The following is a 23,289-nucleotide window of genomic DNA, read 5'->3' on the forward strand; positions in this document are numbered from 1 at the left end:
AATCCCGCCCGGGTCGCGGGCAGGAAGCTCGAAATTATGGCAGTTCGCGCAGGCGCCCGCAACCGCCCGCCCCGGGGCGGGCGGCCGGGCACGCGATGGACGCGGCCATCACGCCGCGTGCGAGGCGTCCGTCGTGAAGCTCTCCCCGCAGCCGCACTCGGCGGTGGCGTTGGGATTCTGGAAGGTGAAGGTCTCGCTCAGCCCGTGCTTGCCGAAGTCGATGCGGGTACCGTCCACCAGCGGCAGGCTCTGCGCGTCGACGTAGATGCGCACGCCGTCCTGCTCGAACACCGTGTCGTCCTCGCGCTGCTCGCGCGCCAGGTCGGTGACGTGGCCCCAGCCCGAACACCCGGTACGGGTCACGCCGAAGCGCAGGCCCAGCGCGCCGGGGGTCTGCTGGGTGAAGCGGCGTACGCGCTCGAGGGCGACGGGGGTGAGGGTGACGGCCATGGGTTCCACTCCGGACGGACTTGACGATTATACGAGGCGCCCGGCAGGGCGAGGCTCGCCGGGAAATCCGGCGGATCCGACGCCTGCCGCGATCGCCTCGACAAAGATGGGACGCATCGGCCCGGGTTCAACCCACCCGTTCAGGTATCTCGCGCCCGCTCCGCTCCGCCTTTAAACTGGGCGGCCCCTATAGCGGTTTGCCGTGGCAAAGGAACAATCATGACGGTGGTCAGCGTTGAACATGCGCTTGCCGGGAAGATCCCGGCCGGCGGCGAAGTGACGGTCCGTGGCTGGGTGCGTACCCGGCGTGATTCCAAGGCGGGCCTGAGCTTCGTCAATGTCAGCGACGGCTCCTGCTTCGCCGCGATCCAGGTGGTCGCCCCGTCCGACCTGCCCAATTACGAGTCGGAAGTGAAGAAGCTCACCGCCGGCTGCTCGGTGATCGCCACCGGGACGCTGGTCGCCTCGCAGGGCCAGGGCCAGGCGTTCGAGATCCAGGCGCAGTCGATCGAGGTGGTCGGCTGGGTCGAGGACCCGGAGACCTACCCGATCCAGCCCAAGGCGCACTCGCTGGAGTTCCTGCGCGAGGTCGCGCACCTGCGCCCGCGCACCAACCTGTTCGGCGCGGTCGCCCGCATCCGCAACTGCCTGGCGCAGGCGGTGCACCGCTTCTTCCACGAGAACGGCTACCTCTGGATCTCCACGCCGATCATCACCACCTCCGACGCCGAGGGCGCCGGGCAGATGTTCCGCGTCTCCACGCTGGACCTGGTCAACCTGCCGCGCACCGACAAGGGCGAGGTCGACTTCAGCCGCGACTTCTTCGGCAAGGAGACCTTCCTGACCGTCTCCGGCCAGCTCAACGTCGAGGCCTACGCCTTGTCGCTGAGCAAGGTCTACACCTTCGGCCCGACCTTCCGCGCCGAGAACAGCCACACCACCCGCCACCTGGCCGAGTTCTGGATGATCGAGCCGGAGATCGCCTTCGCCGACCTGGCCGAGGACGCGCGCGTGGCCGAGCAGTTCCTCAAGTACCTGTTCAAGGCGGTGCTGGACGAGCGCGCCGACGACCTGGCCTTCATCGCCGAGCGCGTGGACAAGACCGCGGTCAGCAAACTGGAGAACTTCATCAACTCGCCGTTCGAGCGGATCGAGTACACCGACGCGATCGCGCTGCTGCAGAAGTCCGGCAAGAAGTTCGACTTCCCGGTCGAATGGGGCCTGGACCTGCAGACCGAGCACGAGCGCTGGCTGACCGAGGAACACGTCGGCCGGCCGGTGGTGGTGACCAACTACCCCGAGCACATCAAGGCCTTCTACATGCGCCTGAACGACGACGGCAAGACCGTCGCGGCGATGGACGTGCTGGCGCCCGGGATCGGCGAGATCATCGGCGGCAGCCAGCGCGAGGAGCGCCTGGACGTGCTGGACGCGCGCATGGCGCAGTTCGGCCTGGATCCGGAGCACTACCAGTGGTACCGCGACTTCCGCCGCTACGGCTCGGTGCCGCATGCCGGCTTCGGCCTGGGCTTCGAGCGCCTGGTGGTCTACGTCTGCGGCCTGTCCAACATCCGCGACGCGATCCCGTACCCGCGCGCGCCGGGCAGCGCGGAGTTCTAGCGACACGTCGCGCCGTGCCTGGACGCGCGCGGGGCAAGGGAGAACGAGGAAGCTTATGTCGACGAAAGACCCAGTGACGACGCGGCACCATGCCTGCCCAGGCGCGGCCCTCCGGGCCGCCGTGCCCCGTCCCGGCGGCGTCGGCGGGCCCTAGGCCATGCTGCAACTGGCGGTGACGGTGCAGTTGGCGCTCTACGTGGTGGCGATGGTGGCGGCCATCGTCGCCATCGTCCGTGCCGCCAAGCTGCAGCGGATGGCCTCGCGCCACGGCGGCGGCTCGTGGTGGGAGACCGCCGAGGCGCGCACGGCCGTGACCCATGCGCTCAAGCCGCTGTGGATCACCGCCGCCGCCCTGGTGCTGGGGGCGTTCGCCCCGCGCCTGCTGGGAGCGATGCACGCATGACCCTGTTCTTCGCCCTTTGCTTCGTCGGCGTCGCGGTGGCCGGCTTCTGCGCGTTCGTGATCTTCTGGCCGCTGACCCTGGTGCACGTCCGCGACCGCCATCCGGCGCTGGCCGATGCGTTCGGCCAGGGCGCCTTCCTCAACCCGGCGGCGCTGCGCTGGCTGCTCGAACGCCGCTACCGCAGCGAGCGCGACGGCAGCCTGTCGGGCCTGGCCACGCCGGCCTGGCTGGCGCTGCTGACCATTTTCGCCGGATTGGGCATGGCCGCCCTGCTGGCCCTGCTGTCCAAGGTGATGCAATGAACGAATCCAACCGCGCATACGATCAGTGGTGGCTGGCCACGCTCGGCCGGCTGCTGATCTGGGCACGGCTACGGGTGAAGGACGCCGGTACCGCCGAAGTGCTCGACAGCGACGGCAAGGTACTGGTCTACGACAGCGAGGACAGCGCGCGCGCGGCCCTGTTCGACGCCGAGTTCGTGGCCTTCGACGGCCTCGACGAGGAGGACGCGCTGGCGCGCGGCTTCTCGCTGGGCGAGATCGCCCCGCCCAGCGCCGGCAGCGACGAGGAGCTGCGCGGCCTGATGACGGTCACCCTCGGGCATCGCGCTTGAGATGTACACGCCCCGCGCCTTCGCCGGCACCGACCTGACCGCGCTGGACGACCTGTTCGCGCGCGATCCCTTCGTCACGCTGGTCACGCCGGGCGAGGGCCTGCTGCCGCAGGTCAGCCACCTGCCCGTGCTGTATGCGCGCGACGGCGACGCCGTGGTGCTGGAAGGCCATTGGGCGCGCCCCAACCCGCAGGCCGTGCACGAAGGCCAGGCGCTGGCGATCGTGCACGGCCCGCACGCCTACGTCTCGCCGGGCTGGTACCCCGACAAGGAAGCCGCCGCGCGCGTACCGACCTGGAACTACGCGGTCGCCCACCTGAAGGGCCGGCTGCTGCCCTACCGCGACGAGGCCCTGCTGGCGGACCTGGTGACGCGCCTCGGCGATGCCTTCGAATCCGGCATCGGCAGCGACTGGCGGTTCGAGACCGACCGTCCCGAGCACGTGCGCCAGCTGCGCGGCATCGTCGGCTTCCGTTTCGAGGTGGCCTCGATCGAGCTCAAGCTGAAGCTGAGCCAGAACCATCCGCAAGCCAATGTCGATGCGGTGATCGAGGCGCTGGGGCGCCAGCCGGCGCAGGACGCCCGCGACACCGCCGCCTGGATGCAACGCTGGCGCCCGCGCCGCGAGGCTTCGCCAGGCTGATCCATTCCCTTCCAGCCGCCTCGCGGCTACTGGAGCATCCCCCGATGAGTTCACTGACCCAATTGCTCGAAAACAACCGCGAATGGTCCGAACGGATCCATCGCGAGGACCCGGAGTTCTTCGCGCGGCTTTCCAAGCAGCAGAAGCCCGAATACCTGTGGATCGGCTGCTCCGATTCGCGCGTGCCGGCCAACCAGATCATCGACATGGCGCCGGGCGAGGTGTTCGTGCACCGCAACGTCGCCAACGTGGTCGTGCACACCGACCTGAACTGCCTGTCCACGATCCAGTTCGCGGTCGACGTGCTCAAGGTCAAGCACATCCTGGTGGTCGGCCACTACGGCTGCGGCGGCGTCTACGCCAGCCTGACCCAGCAGCGGCTCGGCCTCGTCGACAACTGGATCCGCCACGTCACCGACGTCGCCGACAAGCATGCCGGCTGCCTGCACGACGCCGGGGAGCTGTCGATGCAGCATGCGCGCCTGTGCGAGCTGAACGTGCTCGAGCAGGTCGTGCACGTCGCCCGCACCACGGTCGTGCAGGACGCGTGGAACCGCGGCCAGGCGCTGGCCGTGCACGGCTGGGTCTACAGCCTGCGCGACGGCCGGGTGCACGACCTGGGCATGGACGTCGCCCGGCCGGAAGAACTCGACGAGCGCTACCAGGCTGCGCTGGCGCGCATCCAGGCCGATCGCGAAGAACGCTGACCCCTCACCGACCGGAGCCGCCATGCTGCCCTCGCCCATCAACCTGCAGGCCTGGATCGAGGAGCACCGGCACCTGCTCAAGCCCCCGGTCGGCAACAAGTGCATCCAGCAGGACGACTTCATCGTCATGGTCGTCGGCGGGCCCAACGCGCGCACCGACTACCACTACGACGAAGGCCCCGAGTGGTTCTACCAGCTGGAAGGCGAGATGGTGCTGAAGGTGCAGGAGGACGGCCGGGTCCGCGACATCCCGATCCGCGCCGGCGAGATCTTCCTGCTGCCGCCGAAGGTGCCGCATTCGCCGCAGCGCATGCCCGACTCGGTCGGGCTGGTGGTCGAACGCAGGCGCCTGCCGCACGAACAGGACGGGCTGATGTGGTTCTGCGGGAAATGCAACCACAAGCTGTACGAGGAGTACTTCCCGCTGAAGAACATCGAGGCCGACTTCCCGCCGGTGTTCGAGCGCTTCTATGGCTCCGAGGCGCTGCGCACCTGCGGCGCGTGCGGCGAGGTGCACCCGGTCCCGGCGCGCCATCGGGCATAGCGACGGACACGAACGCTCCCGTGGAAGGGACTTCGGTAACGACGGGGCTTTCCCGGGGAAGCCCCGTCGGGACTGGAAACCCTCCCACGGCGATACACTGCGGGCCTGTTCCTGCACCGCCCAGCCCATGACCGAACCGCTCTCTCGCACCCACGCCCTCGCGCTCGACGCGGAAGATCCGCTTCGCCACCTGCGCGGGGAGTTCCTGTTCCCGCGCCACGGCGACGGCGAACAGACCTACTTCGTCGGCAACTCGCTGGGCCTGCAGCCGCGCGGCGCCAAGGCGATGATCCAGGAAGTGCTCGACCACTGGGGCACGCTGGCCGTGGAAGGCCACTTCACCGGACAGGCGCAATGGATGACCTACCAGGAGCTGGTCACCGGACCGCTGGCGCGACTGGTCGGCGCCAAGCCGGTCGAAGTGGTGGCGATGAACTCGCTGAGCGTCAACCTGCACCTGATGATGGTCAGCTTCTATCGCCCGACCCCGGAACGGCCGGCGATCCTGATCGAGGCCGGCGCGTTCCCGTCGGACCGGCATGCCGTGGAGTCGCAGATCCGCTTCCACGGCTTCGACCCGGCCACCGACCTGATCGAGGTGGACGCCGACGAGCCCGACGGCACCATCTCGATGGCGGCGATCGAACGCGCCATCGCCGAGCATGGCCCGCGGCTCGCGCTGGTGCTGTGGCCGGGCGTGCAGTACCGCACCGGGCAGGCGTTCGACCTGGCGCAGATCGTCCGGCTCGCGCGCGCCCAGGGCGCGGCCGTGGGCTTCGACCTGGCCCACGCGGTCGGCAACCTGTCGTTGTCGCTGCACGAGGACGGCGCCGATTTCGCGGTGTGGTGCCACTACAAATACCTCAATGCCGGCCCCGGCGCGGTCGCCGGGTGCTTCGTGCACGAGCGCCACGCGCGCGCCGGCCTGCCCCGCTTCGCCGGCTGGTGGGGCCACGAGAAGCAGACCCGCTTCCGGATGGCGCCGGAGTTCGTGCCCACGCCCGGCGCGGAAGGCTGGCAGCTGAGCAACCCGCCGATCCTGGCGATCGCGCCGCTGCGCGCCTCGCTCGCCTTGTTCGACCAGGCCGGCATGCCCGCGCTGCGGCGCAAGTCCGAGCAGCTCACCGGGTTGCTGGAAGCGCTGATCCGCGCGCGCCTGTCCCAGGTGCTGCAGATCGTCACGCCGTCCGAACCGACGCGGCGGGGCTGCCAGCTGTCCCTGCGCGTGATCGGCGGCCGCGAGCGCGGGCGCTCGCTGTTCGAGTACCTGCAATCGGCCGGCGTGCTCGGCGACTGGCGCGAGCCGGACGTGATCCGCATCTCCCCGGTGCCGATGTACAACCGCTTCGCCGACCTGCACCACTTCGTCGAGGAAGTGGAGCGCTGGGCAGGCCGGCACTAGACCTCATCTGTGGGAGGGACTTCAGTCCCGACGGGTTTTACCGGTAAAGCCCGTCGGGACTGAAGTCCCTCCCACAGGATTCTTCCTCTTCTGGATGCTCCGTTGAACGTCACGCAACGCTCCCTCACCCTGGTCGGCGCCGGCCTCGCCGGCTCGCTGCTGGCGATCCTTCTTTCCCGGCGCGGCTGGGATGTCACCGTCTACGAACGACGCGGCGACCCGCGCGTGAAGGGATACGAATCGGGCCGGTCGATCAACCTCGCGCTCGCCGAACGCGGGCGCCATGCGTTGCGCCAGGCCGGCGCCGAGGACGCGGTGATGGCGCGCGCGGTGATGATGCGCGGGCGCATGGTGCACCCGGCCGGCGCCGCCGCGCAGTTGCAGCGCTACGGCCGCGACGACAGCGAGGTGATCTGGTCGATCCATCGCGCCGACCTCAACCTGGTGCTGCTGGAGCTGGCCGAACAGGCCGGCGCGCGGATCCACTTCTACCGGCGCCTGCACACCGTCGATTTCGACGCTGGCTACGCGCGTTTCATCGACGACCGCGACGACCAACCGCACGACATCCATTTCCGGACCCTGGTCGGCGCCGACGGCGCGGGTTCGGCGCTGCGCGCGGCGATGAACCGCAAGAGCCCGCTCGGCGAGCGGACCGAGTTCCTCGACCACTCCTACAAGGAGCTCGAGATCCCCCCGGCCGAGGACGGAGGGTTCCGGATCGAGCGCAATGCGTTGCACATCTGGCCGCGCGGCCACTACATGTGCATCGCCCTGCCCAACGATGGCGGCACCTTCACCGTCACGCTGTTCCTGCCCAACGAGGGCGAGCCGAGTTTCGCCACCACCCGCACCGGCGACGAGGCGCTTGCGCTGTTCGCGCGCGAGTTCCCGGACGCCTTGCCGCTGATCCCGCGCCTGAAGCAGGACTGGGAAGAACATCCGCCGGGCCTGCTCGGCACCCTCTACCTGGACCGCTGGCACCTCGGCGGCCGCGCCGCGCTGGTCGGCGACGCCGCGCACGCGATGGTGCCGTTCCACGGCCAGGGAATGAACTGCGCGTTCGAGGACTGCGTGGCCCTGGCCGACATGCTGTGCGCGCACGACGACATCGAACGGGCCTTCGCCGCCTTCGAACGCGAGCGCAAGCCGAACGCGCAGGCGATCCAGCGAATGGCGCTGGAGAACTACGTCGAGATGCGCGACCGCGTCGACGATGCGGACTTCCTGCTCCAGCGCGAACTCGAACGCGAACTGCAGGCTCGCTGGCCGACGCGCTTCGTGCCGCACTACACGATGGTGACGTTCCTGCGCACGCCGTATGCGACGGCGTTGCAGCGCAGCGAAATCCAGCGGGACATCCTGGTCGAGGCCACGCGCGGGCATCGCGACCTGTCGCGGATCGACTGGGCCGCGCTGGAAAGGGCCGTGCACGCGCGATTGGCGCCGCTGGAGGGCGCGCATTGAGCGCCCGGCCTTCTCCTCCCGCGGCCTAGACGCGTGGCTTGCGAGCCCCTGGCTCGCACACGCCTGGATGCCCGGCGTATGGCGCAATGCCTGCGGCATGGGAAGGCTTCTTCCTTCCCCACTTCCGGGAGAAGGCGCGAAGCGCCGATGAGGGTACGGGCGAAGCCGCGCCGCGAGGGCTCGGCAGCCATCGCATCGAGGAACGCATCGCCACGCCCCGGCCCACGCCAGCGGCGCGCAAGCCATGCCCTCTCGCCCCCGATGGGAGAGGCGCCACGACGGGCAAGCCGTACCCGTAGGGACATCCACCAAAGCCGCCGTAGAATGGCCGCGCCCTCCCCGATCGTCCCTGCATGCCCGCCAGCTTTCTCTTCTACGACCTCGAAACCTTCGGCCAGGATCCGCGCAAGACCCGCATCGCGCAGTTCGCCGCCGTGCGCACCGATGCCGAACTCAACGTGGTCGAGGAACCGGTCAGCTTCTTCGTGCGGCCAGCCGACGACTTGCTGCCCTCGCCCCATGCCACGCTGGTCACCGGCATCGCGCCGCAGCGGGCGCAGCTCGAAGGCATCAACGAGGCCGAGGCGTTCGCGCGCATCGTCGAGCTGATGGCGCGCCCGGAGACCTGCACGCTCGGCTACAACACGCTGCGCTTCGACGACGAGTTCGTCCGCCACGGCTTGTTCCGCAACTTCTACGATCCCTACGAGCGCGAATGGCGCGGCGGCAACTCGCGCTGGGACCTGCTCGACATGCTGCGCCTGCTGCATGCGCTGCGCCCGGAAGGCATCGCCTGGCCCAAGCGGGACGACGGCGCGACCTCGTTCAAGCTCGAGCACCTGGCCGAGGCCAACGGCGTACGCGAGGGCGACGCGCACGAGGCCCTGTCGGACGTGTTCGCCACGATCGGCATGGCGCGCCTGTTCAAGCGCCACCAGCCGCGCATGTGGGAATACGCGCTGCGCCTGCGCGACAAGCGCTACGCCTCCGGCCTGCTCGACGTGATCGCGCCCACGCCGGTACTGCACGTCTCCCAGCGCTACCCGGCCGCGCGCATGTGCGCCGCGCCGGTGCTGCCGCTGGCCAGGCACCCGCGCATCGACAGCCGCGTGATCGTGTTCGACCTGGACGGCGAGATCGAGCCGCTGCTGCGGATGTCGCCCGAGGAGATCGCCGATCGCCTGTACACGCCGGCGGCCGACCTGCCCGAAGGCGAGCAACGCATCGCCCTCAAGGAGGTCCATACCAACAAGGTGCCGGCGCTGGTGGCCTGGAACCACCTGCGCGCGCCGGACTTCGACCGCCTGTGCATCGATCCGGCCGCCGTGGAAGCCAAGGCCGCGCGCCTGCGCCAGGCCGGGCCCGAACTGGCCGAGAAGGTGCGCAGGGTATTCGGCACCGAGCGCGCGGTCCCGCCCGGGGACGTGGACGCCTCGCTGTACGACGGCTTCCTGGCGGAAGGCGACCGCCGCCTGATGCCCCTGGTGCGCGCCAGCGCGCCGGCCGACCTGCCGGCGCTGGCATCGCGCTTCCGCGACGAACGCATGCCCGAGTTGCTGTTCCGCTACCAGGCGCGCAACTGGCCGCAGACGCTGTCGTTCGACCAGCAGGCGCGCTGGGACGATTACCGCCGCCACCGCCTGATGGCCGACAGCGGCTTGTCAGAAACCAGTTTCGACCAGTTCTGGGCGCAGATCGCCGATCTGCGCCTCGCCCACGCCCACGATGCCGCCAAGCTGGCACTGCTCGACCAGTTGGCGGCCTGGGGCCACGACCTGCAGCGTTCGCTATGACGACCTACTTCACCGATGCCAGTTTCAAGTTCCTGCGCGGCCTGGCCCGCCACAACGACAAGACCTGGTTCAACGCGCACAAGGCGCAGTACGAGGAACACGTGCGCCAGCCGTTCCTGCGCCTGCTGACCGACCTGCAGCCGGCGCTGGCCGGGGTCAGCGAGCACTTCCGCGCCGACCCGCGCAGCCAGGGCGGCTCGCTGTTCCGCATCTACCGCGATGCGCGCTTCTCCAACGACAAGTCGCCCTACAAGAGCTGGCAGGGCGCGCGCCTGTTCCACGCCCGCCGCCGCGAGGTGCCGGCGCCCTCGTTCTACCTGCACCTGCAGCCGGGCGAGAGCTTCGTCGGCGCCGGCATCTGGCACCCCGAGCCGGAAGTGCAGCGCCGCATCCGGCAGTTCATCTTCGACAACCCGGGCAGTTGGAAGGCAGCCGCGCACGCTCCGAAACTGCGGCGCAAGTTCGAACTGGCGCAGGAAGAGAAGATGGTGCGGCCGCCGCGCGGCTTCCCGGCCGACTTCGAGTTCCTGGACGACCTCAAGCAGCGCAACTGGGTGATGTGGCGCCCGCTCGACGACGTCACGATGACCGGCCCGCGCCTGCGCCAGACCGTCGCCGCCGACCTGGCGACGCTCGGCCCGTTCGTCGACTACCTGTGCGCGGCGCTGGACCTGGAGTTCTGAACCGGCGCCGGGCCGGTCACCGCCCCGCGTCGCGGCCGAAGTAGCCGGAGGCATCGACGAAGCGTTGCACCGCCGCGGCATCGGCAAGGTCCAGTTCGATCATCGTGCGGATCGCCGCGGCCCGGTCCGCACTGGCCCGGTAATAGCCCGCGCAGATCGCGTAGCCGACGTAGTAGCCGAGATCGCGCGTCCCGAACGGGTTGTCGGCGTCGTTGTAGAGCCACCCGCTGTAGTCGTTGCCGGCCATGTCCTTCCGGAATGCCGCGCGGATCGCCGCATCGTGGGCCGGCCCGTAGCGGACGTAATCCAGTTCGGGCAGGCGTCCGGTCACCTGCTCGGCGACGAAATCGGCCACGCCCTCGTACACGGCCTGGGCGAGCAGGCTGCCGCGCGCGCCGCGCTGCTGCGTGTGCACCGCCTCGTGGACCAGCAGCAGGTCCAGGTTGTCCAGCGGACGGCTGGCGAAATAACCGGCGAAGAAGCGCTGCAGCCGCTCCGGCATCTGCGAAGTATCGACGGTGCCGTCGCCGGCGGCCAGTTCCACGCCGATCAACACCTTGTCGTCCAGGGTGGTGCCGGCCGAACGCAGCGCGCCGACCTCCAGGTAGATGGACGCATCGCGCAAGCCGGGGTAGACCTGCCGCAACCGTCGCAGGTGCCGCTCGACCCGGCCGACCACCGGCGCGACCAGCCCGGTGCGCGGGCGGATCGAATCCCAGTAGCGCGGATAGGCGCGGATCGCGTCGACGTAGGCGGCGGCATCGTAGCCCTTGGCCTGCGCGAACGCGGCCAGGCCCGGCGAGCCCCGGTCCAGGTAGCCGTGCTGCAGCAACTGCAGTTGCCGGTCGCGCTCGGGCTCGGCCCGGACCCGGTCGTAGACCTGCCAGAACAGCGCGATGTCGGAATCGACGACCCCGACCGTGGCAGTCTCGTCCGCCCCCGAACGCCCCGCGGCCAGGAGCCATGCCAGGCCCAGCAGGCACGTTGCAAGCTTCTTCACTCGTTTCTCCCCCCGGCCGCCGGCGCGGCACGATCGTTCCTGTTGGCGCGTTCATGCGCCGTGCGTATGCTGCACCGGTTCCGGAGCAGGAAACAGCCGATGAAGCGATGGTGGTGGCTCCCGCCGTGCCTGGTGTTCTGCGCGTTGCTGGGCTACGTCGTCGCCGGGCCCTACCTGGCCATCCGTGCCATCGGCCAGGCGATCGAGCGCCAGGATACGGCCGCCCTCGGGCGCCACGTGGATTTCCCGGCATTGCGCGCCAACCTCAAGGCGCAGGTCGACGATTACCTGGTACGCCAGGCCGGGCCGGGCCTGCAGTCGAGCCTGCTCGGGGCGTTCGCGCTGCGCGCCGCCGGCGGCGTCGCTGGCGCGGGCGTGGACGCCGTGGCGACGCCCGCCGGGATCGGCGCGCTGCTGCAAGGACGCACCCTGTGGAAGCGCGCCACCGGCGACACCGTCGGAGGCGACACCTATGCCGCGCCCAGGCCCGACCGGCCGCTGGCACGCTACGAAGGGCGCTTCGATTCCATTTCCCGGTTCTCCGCCACCGTGCATACCGAGGCCGGCACGCCGGTGGTGTTCGTGCTCGGCCGCGACGGCCTGCGCTGGAAACTGACCAATATCGTGCTGCCGCTGCCCCCGTGACCCGAAACCCCTACTACACTGGCCCGGCCAGCGACCACTTCGACGGGCTGCGCTTCTTCAACCCCGACCACCCTTCCACCGACCACGGCCCGCGCGACCTGCTGCGCTGGCAACTGACCGGCAAGCGCGTGCGCTGGGGCCGGCCGCTGGCGGCGATCGCGACCGCCATGCCGCGGCCGCGCGTGGATGCGCTGACCGTGACCATGGTCGGCCATGCCAGCGTCCTGATCCAGGTGGCCGGGCTCAACCTGCTGGTCGATCCGGTCTGGTCCGGGCGCGCCAGCCCGTTGCAGTGGTTCGGCCCGCGCCGGTTCGCGCCGCCGGGCATCGCCTTCGGCGACCTGCCGCCCATCGATGCGGTGCTGATCACCCACAACCACTACGACCATCTCGACCTGCACACCCTGCGGCGGCTGCACCGCGGACACCGGCCGCGGTTGATCGCGCCGCTGGGCAACGACGCGCTGGTCGCACGCACGCTGCCCGACATGCCGGCGACCGCGCTGGACTGGTGGCAGTCGTGCCAGCTGGGGCCGATCGAGATAACCGTGACGCCGGCCTTGCACTGGTCCTCGCGCGGTATCTCGGACCGGCGCATGGCGCTGTGGGGCGGCTTCCACCTGCGCGGGGGCGGATACGGCTGCTACGTCGCCGGCGATACCGGCTACGGCAACGGCTGGCCGTTCCGCCAGCTGCGCGAACGGCTGGGCGCCCCGGACCTGGCGCTGTTGCCGATCGGCGCATACGAACCGCGCTGGTTCATGCGCCCGCAGCACATGGACGCGGCCGAGGCGGTGCAGGCCATGCTCGACTGCGGCGCCACGCAGGCGCTCGGCGTGCATTGGGGGACCTTCCAGCTGACCGACGAAGGCCGGATGGAACCGAAGGAGTTGCTGGAAGCCGAGCTGGCGCGGCGCGGCATCGCGCAATCGCGCTTCCTGGCGCTGGAGGCCGGCCAGGTCTGGCAGGACGACCGGGCCGGCGCCGCCTGATCTCCTTCCGGCGGTTGCCTTCTCCTCCGCTACCAGGCACCGAGGCGCCGGCGGGACGGCGCCTCAGCAACGCCGTTGCAGCTTCCGCTCCAGCCGCCGCATCGGCGCCGCCAGTTGCCGGCGGGCCAGCCACGGCAACGCGCGCAACGCCGCCTCCGCATCGACGGCCGGCGGCCCGCCGCGCCAGGCGAAGGCGACCTTGTTCTCCATGCCGGGCTCGTCGAGCACGCAGACATGCCCGTCGAACGCGCGGCGCATGCGATTGACGTGCGCGCGCACGTCGGTGGCGTACAGGTTGGTCGCCATGGTCCCGCCGGGAACGAGCGCGGCGGCGCAGCGTTCGTAGAACGCCTGCGTCGACAGTGCCGGCGGGATGCCGTCCACGTCGTAGGCGTCCACCAGCAGCAGGTCGTAGCGGCCGGCGCGCGAGCGCAACCATGCCGCGCCATCCCCCTGCTCGACCGAGAAACGCGCATCGTCGGCCGGCACGTGGAATGCATCGCGCAGCGCCAGCACGTCCGCGTCGTTCTCGACCGCCTCGATGCGGCTGCGCGGGAGGTGGCGATAGCAGAACTTGGCCTGGGCGCCGCCCCCGAGGCCGACGATGCCGATGTTCGCCGGATGCGGGTTCGACAGCAGCGCCGCCAGCATCGTGCGGGTATAGCCCACCTGCAGCCAGTACGGGCACCAGCGCAGCATCCGGGTCTGGGTCACCTCGCCGCGGAACTGCAGTTCGACGTAGCGCCAGCCCCGGCGCACGTAGGGCGCGCCGGGTGCGCGGCGCTCACTTCGGCGGGTCATTGGCGACGCCATGCGGCACGTGCCCGGCCGCCACGCGCTGGTGCTGGCGGGCACTGTCGATGTTGTGCTGCGAATCGTCGAAGAAGATGTCCGCGCCGAACGCCTCCAGGAACGGCCCCTTGTGGCGCCCGCCCAGGAACAGCGCCTCGTCCAGGCGCACGCCCCATTCGCGCAAGGTCCGGATCACCCGCTCGTGCGCCGGCGCCGAGCGCGCGGTGACCAGCGCGGTGCGGATCGGCGCGGCCTCGCCGGCCGGGAACGCCGCCTGCAGCGCATGCAGCGCCGACAGGAAGTTGCGGAACGGTCCGCCGCTGAGCGGCTCGCGCGCGCGTTGCTGCTCGTGCCGGCCGAACGCCTCCACGCCCTGCTCGCGCGAGATCCGCTCGCTCTCGTCGCCGAAGATCACCGCATCGCCGTCGAAGGCGATGCGCAGCTGGGTCGGCAGGCGCGCATTGTCCTTGTCCACGATCGCCTCGGCGGCAGCGGCCTGCTCGCCCGGGCTGCGCGGCAGGATCGTCGCTGCCGCGATGCCGTGCGACAGCGCGCGCCGGACCGAATCCGGGTTGGCCGACAGGAACAGGTCGGTGCCGAACGGCTTGACGTAGGGCCAGGTCGCCTCGCCGGAGGTGAAGGTCGCGCGCACGATGCCCAGCCCGTAGTGCTGGATCGAGTTGAAGATGCGCAGGCCGGTGTCGGCGGAGTTGCGCGACAGCAGGATCACCTCGACCCGCGGCGTGTCCGGCGGCGCGCCCTCGTTGAGCGCCAGCAGCTTGCGCACCACCGGGAAGGCGACGCCGGGCGCGAGCACGTCGTCCTCGTGCGCACGCTGGTAGGCCGCATAGGCTTCCACGCCCTCGCGCTCGAACAAGGCGTGCCCCTCTTCCAGGTCGAATAGCGCGCGGGAAGTGACGGCGACCGTCAGCAGGCGTGGAGTGTTGTCGGGCATGGATTCGGGATTCGGGATTCGGGATTCGGGAAAAGCATCTTTGCCCGGGTTCGGCTGTCAAGCGATCCGAAGCTTTCTCGCGGCTTTTTGGGGGAGGGACTTCAGTCCCGACGGCTTCACCGGCCTTCTGTCGGGACTGGAGCTCCCACATCGGCACTCGGCCCGAGGCAGGCTTGCCGCTTTGCCGGCTCCCGGCCTCACACCACGAACTGCTCGCTGAAGATGCGCTCTTCCAGATTGTGTTCCGGGTCGAACAACAAGGTCACCCGGTGCTCGCGGGATTCGCGGATCACCACCTCCACCACGTCGCGGGTCTCGTGCGAGTCGGCGGTGACGCTGACCGGGCGCTTGTAGGGATCGAGCACGCGGAAGCGCACTTCGGTATCGGCCTTGAGGATGGCCCCGCGCCAGCGCCGCGGCCGGTACGGCGCGATCGGCGTCAGCGCCAGGGTATGCGAGCCCAGGGGCAGGATCGGGCCGTGCGCGGAATAGTTGTAGGCGCTGCTGCCGGCCGGCGTGGACACCAGCACGCCGTCGCCGATCAGCTCGTCGATGCGGGTCTGGCCGTTGAGGTCCACGCTCAGGTGCGCCGCCTGCCGGGTCTGCCGCAACAACGAAACCTCGTTGTAGGCCAGCGAACCGGTGGTGGTGCCCGACTCGGTCTGCGCCAGCATCTCCAGCGGCCGCAGGTTGGCCGGTTCGGCGCGCTGCAGGCGTTCGAACAGGTCGTCCTCGCGGTATTGGTTCATCAGGAAGCCGATCGAGCCCAGCTTCATGCCGAACACCGGCTTGCCGGCGGCGCCGTGCCGGTGCAGCGTCTGCAGCATGAAACCGTCGCCGCCGAGCGCGCACAGCACGTCGGCCTCTTCGGCGGAATGATCGCCATAGCGCGCCACCAGCTGCCCGCGCGCTTGCTGCGCCGGCGGCGCATTGCTGGCCAGGAAACAGATCCGGGAGATCCCGGTGGGGGGAACGGAGCTCATGCGCCGATCATAACCGCCATGCCTGGCGGCCCGTAGCTCCCCACCCGTCCACAAGGCGGAAGCCGGAGCCATTGCCGCACCGGCATGACATTCCCGATGCCCGCCCGCACGCACGGCTGCCCAGGCAAACTTCGACCGTCGCTCCCGCGTAGGTGGGAGGCCCAGTGACTTTGCCGCAATCGGCCCGAAAGTCCCTGGATCCCCCGCCTGCGCGGGGATGACGATAGTCGAATGCAGAGGCCCCGAAGGCACTGCATTGGCACCATGCATTGCATCTGGAGCAAAGCCCCCCTTCTGTTAAGGGGGGCGCGGCGATAGCCGCAGGGGATAGGCAAGTCCCCAGGGCGGGGCCAAAAGTTTGCTGCGCGAACTTTTGGGTCGGACCCGCAAAGCGGGCCCGACCACGGGGCTACACCCCGTGCCCGCTACACCCCGTGCGCCGCCAATTGGCCCAGGCGCTGCACCGCCACCGATACCGTCGGGTAGTCCAGCGTCTTCTGCTCGGCCAGCTCCTGCAGCATCGACAGGGTGAAGCGCAGGCTGGTGTCGTCGCGGGAAATCCACTGCGCCACCTTTTCCTCGGCCGTGCCGCCCGGCATCGACAGCACCTGCCCGGCCAGCGTGCGATGGTGCGCGGCCAGCTCGTCGCGCAGCACGCCCCGCGCCACCGCATGCCAGCGCCCGTTCACTTCCAGCGCGTCGATCTGCTCGAACAACCACGGCAGCCGCAGCGCGTCGCCCAGGCGGAAGTGCACCTTCGACACTTCCACCGGCTTGAGCTTGCGGGTCCGCGCCAGCTCGATGATGTCGAAGGCCGGCTCCAGGAACTGCAGCTCCGACAGCTGCTGCGCCAGCGCCGCCGGCAGGCCCTTGTCCTGCCACTGCTGGACCAGCGCCTCGTACTGCGGGCGCTGCGCGTCCGGCAGCACGCCGGAAGCCACGCGGATGTCGTTGAACGGACCGTGGTAGCGCTCCACCGCCGCGGTGATCGCCGGCATCGCGCCCGGGCGGAACAGCAGCCAGCGCACGAACGAGCGCTGCAGCTTCCAGATCACCTCCAGCGCATCGATCTGCACCGATTCGGGCACCTTGCCGTCGAGCGCGTCGATCTGGGTCCACAGCGCGCGCGCGTCCAGCGTCTCGCGGCTGATCGTGTAGGCCTTGGCCACCTCGGCGATGCTGCGGCCGGTGTCCTCCTGCATGCGCATCAGGAAGGTCGCACCCATGCGGTTGATCGTCGTGTTGGTCACCGCGGTGGCGATGATCTCGCGCTTCAGGCGGTGCCGCTCCATCGCGTCGGCGTACTTCTTCTGCAGCGGCTGCGGGAAGTAGCGCTGCAGTTCCTTGGACAGGTACGGGTCCTCGGGGATGTCCGATTCCAGCAGCTGCTGGAACGCGACCAGCTTGGAGTACGACAGCAGCACCGCCAGCTCCGGACGGGTCAGGCCCAGGCCGCGCGCCTTGCGCGCCGACAGCTCGGCGTCGCTCGGCAGGAACTCGATCTGGCGATCGAGCAGGCCCTGCTTCTCCAGCGTGCGGATGAAGTGCTGCTTGGAGCCCAGGCGCTTGACGCTCATTCGCTCCATCAGGCTCAACGCCTGGTTCTGGCGGATGTTGTCCCACAGCACCAGCTCGGCGACCTCGTCGGTCATCGAGGCCAGCAGCTTGTTGCGCGCCTCGAAGCTCAGCTTCTTGGCCTGCACCACGTCGTTGAGCAGGATCTTGATGTTCACCTCGTGGTCGGAGGTGTCCACGCCGGCCGAGTTGTCGATGAAGTCGGTGTTGAGCAGCACGCCGTTCTGCGCGGCCTCGATGCGGCCGAGCTGGGTCAGGCCCAGGTTGCCGCCCTCGCCCACGATCTTGCAGCGCAGCTCGCCACCGTTGACGCGCAGCGCGTTGTTGGCGCGGTCGCCGACGTCGGCATGGGTCTCGCTCGACGCCTTGACGTAGGTGCCGATGCCGCCGTTCCAGAACAGGTCCACCGGCGCCTTCAGGATGGCGCTCATCAGTTCGTTGGGCGACAGGCTCTTGACCGAGGCGTCTAGCCCCAGCGCCTCGCGCACCTGCGGAGTGATCTCGATCGACTTGAGCGTGCGCGCGTGGACGCCGCCGCCCTTGCTGATCAGCTTGGCGTCGTAGTCGGCCCAGCTGGAGCGCGGCAGCTTGAACAGGCGCTCGCGCTCGGCGAACGAGGCGGCCGCCTCCGGGTTGGGGTCGAGGAAGATGTGGCGGTGGTCGAACGCGGCCACCAGGCGGATGTGCCGCGACAGCAGCATGCCGTTGCCGAACACGTCGCCGGACATGTCGCCGATGCCGACGCAGGTGAAGTCCTGGCTCTGGCAATCGCGGCCGAGCGCGCGGAAGTGGCGCTTGACCGATTCCCAGGCGCCGCGCGCGGTGATGCCCATGCCCTTGTGGTCGTAGCCGACCGAACCGCCCGAGGCGAACGCGTCGCCCAGCCAGAAGCCGTGTTCCAGCGCCAGGCCGTTGGCGATGTCGGAGAAGGTCGCGGTGCCCTTGTCGGCGGCGACCACCAGGTACGGGTCGTCCTGGTCGTGGCGCACCACCTGCGGCGGCGGCACGATCTTTCCGCCGACGATGTTGTCGGTGATGTCGAGCAGGCCCTGGATGAACAGCTTGTAGCAGGCGATGCCCTCGGCCTGCACCGCATCGCGGTCGCCGCCGACCGGCGGGCGCTTGACGAAGAAGCCGCCCTTGGCGCCGACCGGCACGATCACGGTGTTCTTCACCATCTGCGCCTTGACCAGGCCCAGCACCTCGGTGCGGAAGTCCTCGCGGCGGTCCGACCAGCGCAGGCCGCCGCGCGCGACCGCGCCGAAGCGCAGGTGCACGCCTTCCACGCGCGGGCCGTAGACGAAGATCTCGCGGTACGGGCGCGGCTTGGGCAGGTCGGGGACCAGCGCCGAGTCGAACTTGAAGCTGATGCAGTGGCCGACCTGGCCGTCCTTGCCGGTCTGGTAGTAGCTGGTGCGCAGGGTCGCGTCGATCACGCCGATGAAGCTGCGCAGGATGCGGTCCTCGTCGAGGCTGGAGACGCGGTCCATCAACTTGAGCAACGCGGCGCGGGTGGCGTCCATCTGCGCCTGGCGGTCGCTGCCGCGGGCGGCGATCACCGGCTCCAGCGCCTTCAGCGTGGCCTCGTCGCCCCCGGCCAGCGCTTCGAGCTGGCTGCGGAAGCGGGCCTGGCCCTCGGCGATCTGGGCCTTGCTCTCGTTGCCGGTGGCCGGGTCGAAGCGGGCTTCGAACAGCTCGACCAGCAGGCGCGCCAGTAACGGATAGTGCGCGAAGGTGGCCTCCACGTAGCTCTGCGAGAACGGCACGCCGGTCTGCAGCAGGTACTTGCAGTAGCCGCGCAGCAGCGCGACCTGCCGCCAGTGCAGGCCGGCGGCCAGGATCAGGCGGTTGAACGCATCGTTCTCGGCATCGCCGTGCCAGACCCGCGAGAAGGCCTCGCCGAAGGCGGCGTCCACGCTCGCGGCGTCGATCGCGCCCGCGGTGGACTCGACCTCGAAGTCCTGGATGTAGACCGGCGCGTCGTCGACCTGCAGCCGGTAGGGGCGCTCGGAGATCACCCGCAGGCCGAGGTTCTCCATCATCGGCAGCGCGTCGGACAGCGGGATGTCGTCGAGCTGGCGATACAGCTTCAGGCGCAGCCCGGACATGTTCGGGCGCTGCACCGCCTGCAGGCTCAGGTGCAGGTCGTCGGGGCCGGCCAGCGAGGCCAGGTGCTCGACGTCGGTGGCCGCGGCCTCGGCGGAGGAGTCCTCGATGTAGCCGGCCGGCAGCGCGCGGCCGTAGCGCGCGGCCAGGCGCAAGCCCTCGCCCTCGCCGTGGCGCGCGACCAGGGTCTCGCGCAGGTCGTCCTGCCAGTTGCGCAGCAGGTGCGCCAGGCGCTTCTCCAGGTCGCTGGTGTCGAACTCCAGCGCCTCGCCGCTCTTCGGCCGCACGATCAGGTGCAGCTGGGCCAGCGGCGACTCGCCCAGCACCACGCTGGAATCGACGTGCTCGCCGTGCAGCGCGTCCTTCAGCAGCGCCTCGATGCGCAGGCGCACGTCGGTGTTGAAGCGGTCGCGCGGGATGTAGACCAGCGTGGAGATGAAGCGGCCGTACTTGTCGCGGCGCAGGAACAGGCGGCTGCGCACCCGCTCCTGCAGGCCGAGGATGCCCATCGCGGTGGCGAACAGCTCTTCCTCGTTGGACTGGAACAGCTCCTCGCGCGGCAGGGTCTCCAGGATGTGGCGCAGGGCCTTGCCGCTGTGGCTGGTCGGCGACAGGCCGGACTTGGCCATCACGTACTCGTAGCGCTGGCGCACCAGCGGGATCTCCCACGGGCGGCGGTTGTACGCGCCGGAGGTGAACATGCCCAGGAAGCGCTGCTCGGCGACGATGCGGCCCTTGGCGTCGAATTCCAGCACGCCGATGTAGTCCATGTAGCCGTTGCGGTGGATGCGCGAACGGGCGTTGGTCTTGGTCAGGATCACGCCGTCGCGGAAGCCGGTGCTGGCATTGATGCCGTGCGCGGCGAGCGTGGCGACCGGGCGAGCCGGCGACTTGTCGCGGCCGCGCAGCAGGCCCAGCCCGCTCTTCTCCTCGGCCACCAGCATCTCGCTGCCGCCCTGCTTCTCGACCCGGTACTCGCGGTAGCCGAAGAAGGTGAAGTGGTCCGCCGCGGCCCAGCGCAGGAACTCCTGCGCCTCGCGGCGGGCGGTGTCGTCGACCGGCAGCCGGCGCGTGCTCAGGTCGTCGGCCAGCGCGACCATCTTCTCGCGCATCGCGCTCCAGTCCTTGACCACCTGGCGCACCTCGGCCAGCGCGGCGCGCACGGCGTCCTCGATGCGCTTCATCTCGTCGGCCGGCTGGCGATCGATCTCCAGCACCATCAGCGACTCGGACTTGCCCTCGCCGATCGCGGTGAGCTTGCCGGCGCGGTCGCGGGTGAAGCGCAGCACCGGGTGGCCGAGCACGTGCACGCCGACGCCGAGCTCGGCCAGGGTCATGCTGACCGTGTCGACCAGGAACGGCATGTCGTCGTTGGCGATCTGCAATACGGTGTGCGGCGATTCCCAGCCGTTGGCCTTGCGGGTCGGGTTGAAGACGCGGATGCTGGCCGTCTCGGCCTTGCGCGCCCGCGCGAACTCCAGCGTGTCCGCCGCCAGCGCGGCCCATTCCTCGGCGCTGTGGTGCGGATACTCGTCCTCCTGCATGCGCCGGTAGAAATCGGCGGCGAACGCCAGCGCCTCGGCCTGCCTGGAGGCGGGATAGCGCTTGCGCAGCGCTTCGAAGATGGGCTCCAGGCTGAAGGCCTGGGTTCCGGTACCGGACGGCGACTGGGCTTTCTTGCGGGTCGTCCTTGTGGAAGAAGCTTGGGTCGATTTCGAAGCGGCTTTCTTGGGTTTCATGACGAAGCTGGCGGATGCCGAGGATATAAAGCGGAGAATTGTAGCGATGCGCCATGACGCTGCCTTGCTGCACAGCGCAAACGCGCCCGTGCGTTGCGATGGCGTTCAAGCGGCGCCGGGCGCGTCGACGCGGGGCTCACGCGGCGTTCGCCGCCGTTTTCGCACACTCGGCGCGCTTCGTTGCCGCCATGATCCGCAAAGCCGGGCCCGCCGCCGCCGGCCCGGCCGCGCGGCGCACGAACATCCAGCAGCGTCAAGGGCTTCTGAAAAACTAAACTGGACGGTATAGTCCACGCGATGACCGCCTCCACCGCCCTCCACCTGCCCTCCGACGAGCGCGACCGCCGGGTCCGCGAGGCGGTCCACGCGCTGCTGGCCGAACAGGGCATGCGGCTGAGCATGGACGCGGTGGCGGCACGCGCCGGCTGCGCCAAGCAGACCCTGTACGCGCGCTACGGCAGCAAGCAGAACCTCCTGCGGCAGGTGATGCAGGAGTACACCGACCTGATCACGGCGCACCTGGCCGCCGACGGCCCCGACCTGCGCGCCGGCCTGCTGGCCTTCGCCCGGGAGCACCTGGACCAGCTCAACCGCCCCGAGACGATCCGCATCAGCCAGCTGATCGAGGCGGAATCGTCCCGTTTCCCGGAACAGGCCCGGCGGATCTACCGCGACGGCGTGGCCGGGCTGCAGCACCGCCTGGCCGACTGGCTGCGGGCGGCCATGGACCGCGGCCAGTTGAGCAGTCATGACGATCCGCACTTCATGGCCGAGCTACTTCTCGGCATGATCGTCGGCCTGGATTTCGAACGCCGGCGTTTCCACATGCCCCATCGCGCTACCGCCAGGGAGCGGCAGCGATGGGCCGAATTCGCGGTAGACAGCTTCCTGCGCACCTTCTCCGCCAGCGATTTTCCCCATTCAAACCTGTAAACGGAGTTTCTCCCGATGATTGCCCCGCTCCGCACCCTAGCCCTGGCCTGCGCCATCTCGGCGGCCGTCGCCGCCTGCGGCAAGCAGGAACAGCAGATGCCGCCCCCGCCGGAGGTCAGCGTGGTCAACGCCCAGCCGCAGACCCTGCCGCTGCAGCGCGAGCTGGTGGGCCGCCTGTCCGCCTACCGTTCGGCCGACGTGCGCGCCCGCGTGGCGGGCGTCCTGCAGAAGCGCCTGTACACCGAAGGCACCGACGTCAAGGAAGGCCAGGTGCTGTTCCAGATCGACCCGGCGCCGCTGCAGGCCTCGCTGTCGCAGGCGCAGGGCGAGCTGGCCTCGGCCGAGGCGACCTACTTCAACGCCAAGGCTGCCGCCGACCGTGCCCGCCGCCTGATCCCGCAGCAGTACGTCTCGCAGTCCGACCTGGATGCCGCCGAGGCGACCGAGCGCAGCTCGTCCGCGGCCGTGCAGCAGGCCCGCGCCGCGGTGCAGACAGCCCGCATCAACCTCGGCTACGCCAGCGTCACCGCGCCGATCAGCGGCCGCGCCGGCAAGCAGCAGGTCACCGAGGGCGCGCTGGTCGGCCAGGGCGACGTGACCTTGCTGACCACCATCGACCAGATCGATCCGCTGTACGTCAATTTCTCGATGAACAGCGAGGAGCTGTCGCAGCTGCGCGCCGCGCAGAACCAGGGCAGCCTGCAGCTGAGCGGCGACGGCAAGTCCACCATCGACGTCCTGCTCGGCGACGGCAGCACCTATCCGCACAGCGGCACGCTGGACTTCTCCTCGGTCACGGTCGACCCGAGCACCGGCTCGGTGTCGCTGCGCGCGACGCTGCCCAACCCCGAGCATGCGCTGCTGCCGGGCGCGTTCGTGTCGTTCAAGGCCAACCTGGGCCAGCGCAACAACGCCTACCTGGTCCCGCAGGCGGCGATCCAGCGCGATGCGGCCGGCGCCTATGCGCTGGTGGTCGGCAAGGACGGCAAGGTCGCGCGCAAGAACGTGGCCATCGACAGCCAGCAGCAGGGCCAGTGGGTGGTGACCGGCGGCCTCGCCACCGGCGACCAGGTCATCGTCGAAGGCCTGCAGAAGGCCAAGGAAGGACAGCCCGCCAAGGCGGTGCCGTACAACCCGAACGCCAAGGGCGGCCAGAACGGCCAGGCTCCCGGCCAAGGCCAGCCAGGCCAGGGCCAGCAGGGCCAGGGCCAGGCCGCCGCTCCGTCCGAGAAGAAGTAACAGGA

Annotated in this window: 21 protein-coding genes; 15 read left to right on the plus strand and 6 right to left on the minus strand. The window is 69.8% G+C overall.

The window, feature by feature from the left end:
- Window positions 1-108: 108 nt before the first annotated feature.
- Complete coding sequence (locus FD678_RS00710) at window positions 109-450, minus strand: HesB/IscA family protein (protein WP_140718695.1); 342 nt, start codon at window positions 448-450, stop codon at window positions 109-111.
- Between the two features lie 219 nt (window positions 451-669).
- Between FD678_RS00710 and asnS the strand changes: the two genes are divergently transcribed.
- The 11 genes from asnS (at window position 670) to FD678_RS00765 (ending at window position 10,325) form a co-directional block, all read left to right on the plus strand.
- The gene (asnS, locus tag FD678_RS00715) at window positions 670-2,070 is read left to right on the plus strand and encodes an asparagine--tRNA ligase (protein WP_140718696.1); all 1,401 of its coding nucleotides are present in this window, start codon (window positions 670-672) and stop codon (window positions 2,068-2,070) included.
- Window positions 2,071-2,227: 157 nt separating this feature from the next.
- A complete protein-coding gene (locus tag FD678_RS00720; RefSeq protein WP_140718697.1) occupies window positions 2,228-2,473 on the plus strand; it encodes a hypothetical protein in 246 nt (81 codons plus the stop codon).
- Complete coding sequence (locus FD678_RS00725; RefSeq protein ID WP_140718698.1) at window positions 2,470-2,775, plus strand: hypothetical protein; 306 nt, start codon at window positions 2,470-2,472, stop codon at window positions 2,773-2,775. Before FD678_RS00720 ends, FD678_RS00725 begins: the two co-directional genes overlap by 4 nt.
- Complete coding sequence (locus tag FD678_RS00730; RefSeq protein ID WP_140718699.1) at window positions 2,772-3,086, plus strand: hypothetical protein; 315 nt, start codon at window positions 2,772-2,774, stop codon at window positions 3,084-3,086. Before FD678_RS00725 ends, FD678_RS00730 begins: the two co-directional genes overlap by 4 nt.
- Before the next feature lies 1 nt (window position 3,087).
- On the plus strand, window positions 3,088-3,729 hold the full coding sequence (locus FD678_RS00735) for an FMN-binding negative transcriptional regulator (protein ID WP_140718700.1): 642 nt from the start codon (window positions 3,088-3,090) through the stop codon (window positions 3,727-3,729).
- A 44-nt stretch (window positions 3,730-3,773) separates the two neighbouring features.
- A complete protein-coding gene (can, locus tag FD678_RS00740) occupies window positions 3,774-4,436 on the plus strand; it encodes a carbonate dehydratase (protein WP_140718701.1) in 663 nt (220 codons plus the stop codon).
- Between the two features lie 22 nt (window positions 4,437-4,458).
- Complete coding sequence (locus tag FD678_RS00745; RefSeq protein ID WP_140718702.1) at window positions 4,459-4,980, plus strand: 3-hydroxyanthranilate 3,4-dioxygenase; 522 nt, start codon at window positions 4,459-4,461, stop codon at window positions 4,978-4,980.
- 127 nt (window positions 4,981-5,107) lie between these two features.
- Complete coding sequence (gene kynU, locus FD678_RS00750; protein WP_140718703.1) at window positions 5,108-6,382, plus strand: kynureninase; 1,275 nt, start codon at window positions 5,108-5,110, stop codon at window positions 6,380-6,382.
- 102 nt (window positions 6,383-6,484) lie between these two features.
- Complete coding sequence (locus FD678_RS00755) at window positions 6,485-7,849, plus strand: FAD-dependent oxidoreductase (RefSeq protein ID WP_140718704.1); 1,365 nt, start codon at window positions 6,485-6,487, stop codon at window positions 7,847-7,849.
- 353 nt (window positions 7,850-8,202) lie between these two features.
- Window positions 8,203-9,642 carry an exodeoxyribonuclease I gene (gene sbcB, locus FD678_RS00760; protein WP_140718705.1) on the plus strand — a complete coding sequence of 480 codons (1,440 nt, stop codon included), beginning with the start codon at window positions 8,203-8,205 and terminating at the stop codon, window positions 9,640-9,642.
- Window positions 9,639-10,325 carry a DUF2461 domain-containing protein gene (locus tag FD678_RS00765; RefSeq protein ID WP_140718706.1) on the plus strand — a complete coding sequence of 229 codons (687 nt, stop codon included), beginning with the start codon at window positions 9,639-9,641 and terminating at the stop codon, window positions 10,323-10,325. Before sbcB ends, FD678_RS00765 begins: the two co-directional genes overlap by 4 nt.
- Before the next feature lie 16 nt (window positions 10,326-10,341).
- Here the strand turns inward: FD678_RS00765 and FD678_RS00770 are convergent, their stop codons facing one another.
- Window positions 10,342-11,325, minus strand: a complete 984-nt coding sequence (locus FD678_RS00770; RefSeq protein ID WP_140718707.1) for a hypothetical protein — start codon at window positions 11,323-11,325, stop codon at window positions 10,342-10,344.
- A gap of 99 nt (window positions 11,326-11,424) precedes the next feature.
- Here FD678_RS00770 and FD678_RS00775 point away from each other — a divergent pair, with 99 nt between their 5' ends.
- Window positions 11,425-11,970 (plus strand): DUF2939 domain-containing protein, encoded by a 546-nt coding sequence (locus FD678_RS00775; protein WP_140718708.1) that lies wholly within the window; start codon window positions 11,425-11,427, stop codon window positions 11,968-11,970.
- The gene (locus tag FD678_RS00780) at window positions 11,967-12,962 is read left to right on the plus strand and encodes an MBL fold metallo-hydrolase (RefSeq protein WP_140718709.1); all 996 of its coding nucleotides are present in this window, start codon (window positions 11,967-11,969) and stop codon (window positions 12,960-12,962) included. The genes FD678_RS00775 and FD678_RS00780 overlap by 4 nt, the downstream gene beginning before the upstream one ends.
- A 63-nt stretch (window positions 12,963-13,025) precedes the next feature.
- Here the strand turns inward: FD678_RS00780 and FD678_RS00785 are convergent, their stop codons facing one another.
- From FD678_RS00785 to FD678_RS00800, 4 genes are all read right to left on the minus strand, one after another.
- Window positions 13,026-13,763, minus strand: a complete 738-nt coding sequence (locus tag FD678_RS00785) for a transferase (RefSeq protein ID WP_140718710.1) — start codon at window positions 13,761-13,763, stop codon at window positions 13,026-13,028.
- The gene (locus tag FD678_RS00790; RefSeq protein ID WP_140718711.1) at window positions 13,747-14,709 is read right to left on the minus strand and encodes a 5'-nucleotidase; all 963 of its coding nucleotides are present in this window, start codon (window positions 14,707-14,709) and stop codon (window positions 13,747-13,749) included. The genes FD678_RS00785 and FD678_RS00790 overlap by 17 nt, the downstream gene beginning before the upstream one ends.
- Window positions 14,710-14,906: 197 nt before the next feature.
- Complete coding sequence (locus FD678_RS00795; protein WP_140718712.1) at window positions 14,907-15,692, minus strand: NAD kinase; 786 nt, start codon at window positions 15,690-15,692, stop codon at window positions 14,907-14,909.
- A 425-nt stretch (window positions 15,693-16,117) separates the two neighbouring features.
- Window positions 16,118-21,112 carry an NAD-glutamate dehydrogenase gene (locus FD678_RS00800; protein ID WP_140718713.1) on the minus strand — a complete coding sequence of 1,665 codons (4,995 nt, stop codon included), beginning with the start codon at window positions 21,110-21,112 and terminating at the stop codon, window positions 16,118-16,120.
- 297 nt (window positions 21,113-21,409) lie between these two features.
- Here FD678_RS00800 and FD678_RS00805 point away from each other — a divergent pair, with 297 nt between their 5' ends.
- A complete protein-coding gene (locus tag FD678_RS00805; RefSeq protein ID WP_140718714.1) occupies window positions 21,410-22,045 on the plus strand; it encodes a TetR/AcrR family transcriptional regulator in 636 nt (211 codons plus the stop codon).
- 15 nt (window positions 22,046-22,060) lie between these two features.
- Window positions 22,061-23,284, plus strand: coding sequence for an efflux RND transporter periplasmic adaptor subunit (locus FD678_RS00810; protein ID WP_140718715.1), 1,224 nt, complete (start codon window positions 22,061-22,063; stop codon window positions 23,282-23,284).
- Window positions 23,285-23,289 lie beyond the last annotated feature (5 nt).

The sequence above is a fragment of the Pseudomonas sp. Hp2 genome (assembly GCF_006386585.1).
Classification (GTDB): Bacteria; Pseudomonadota; Gammaproteobacteria; order Xanthomonadales; family Xanthomonadaceae; genus Pseudomonas_S; species Pseudomonas_S boreopolis.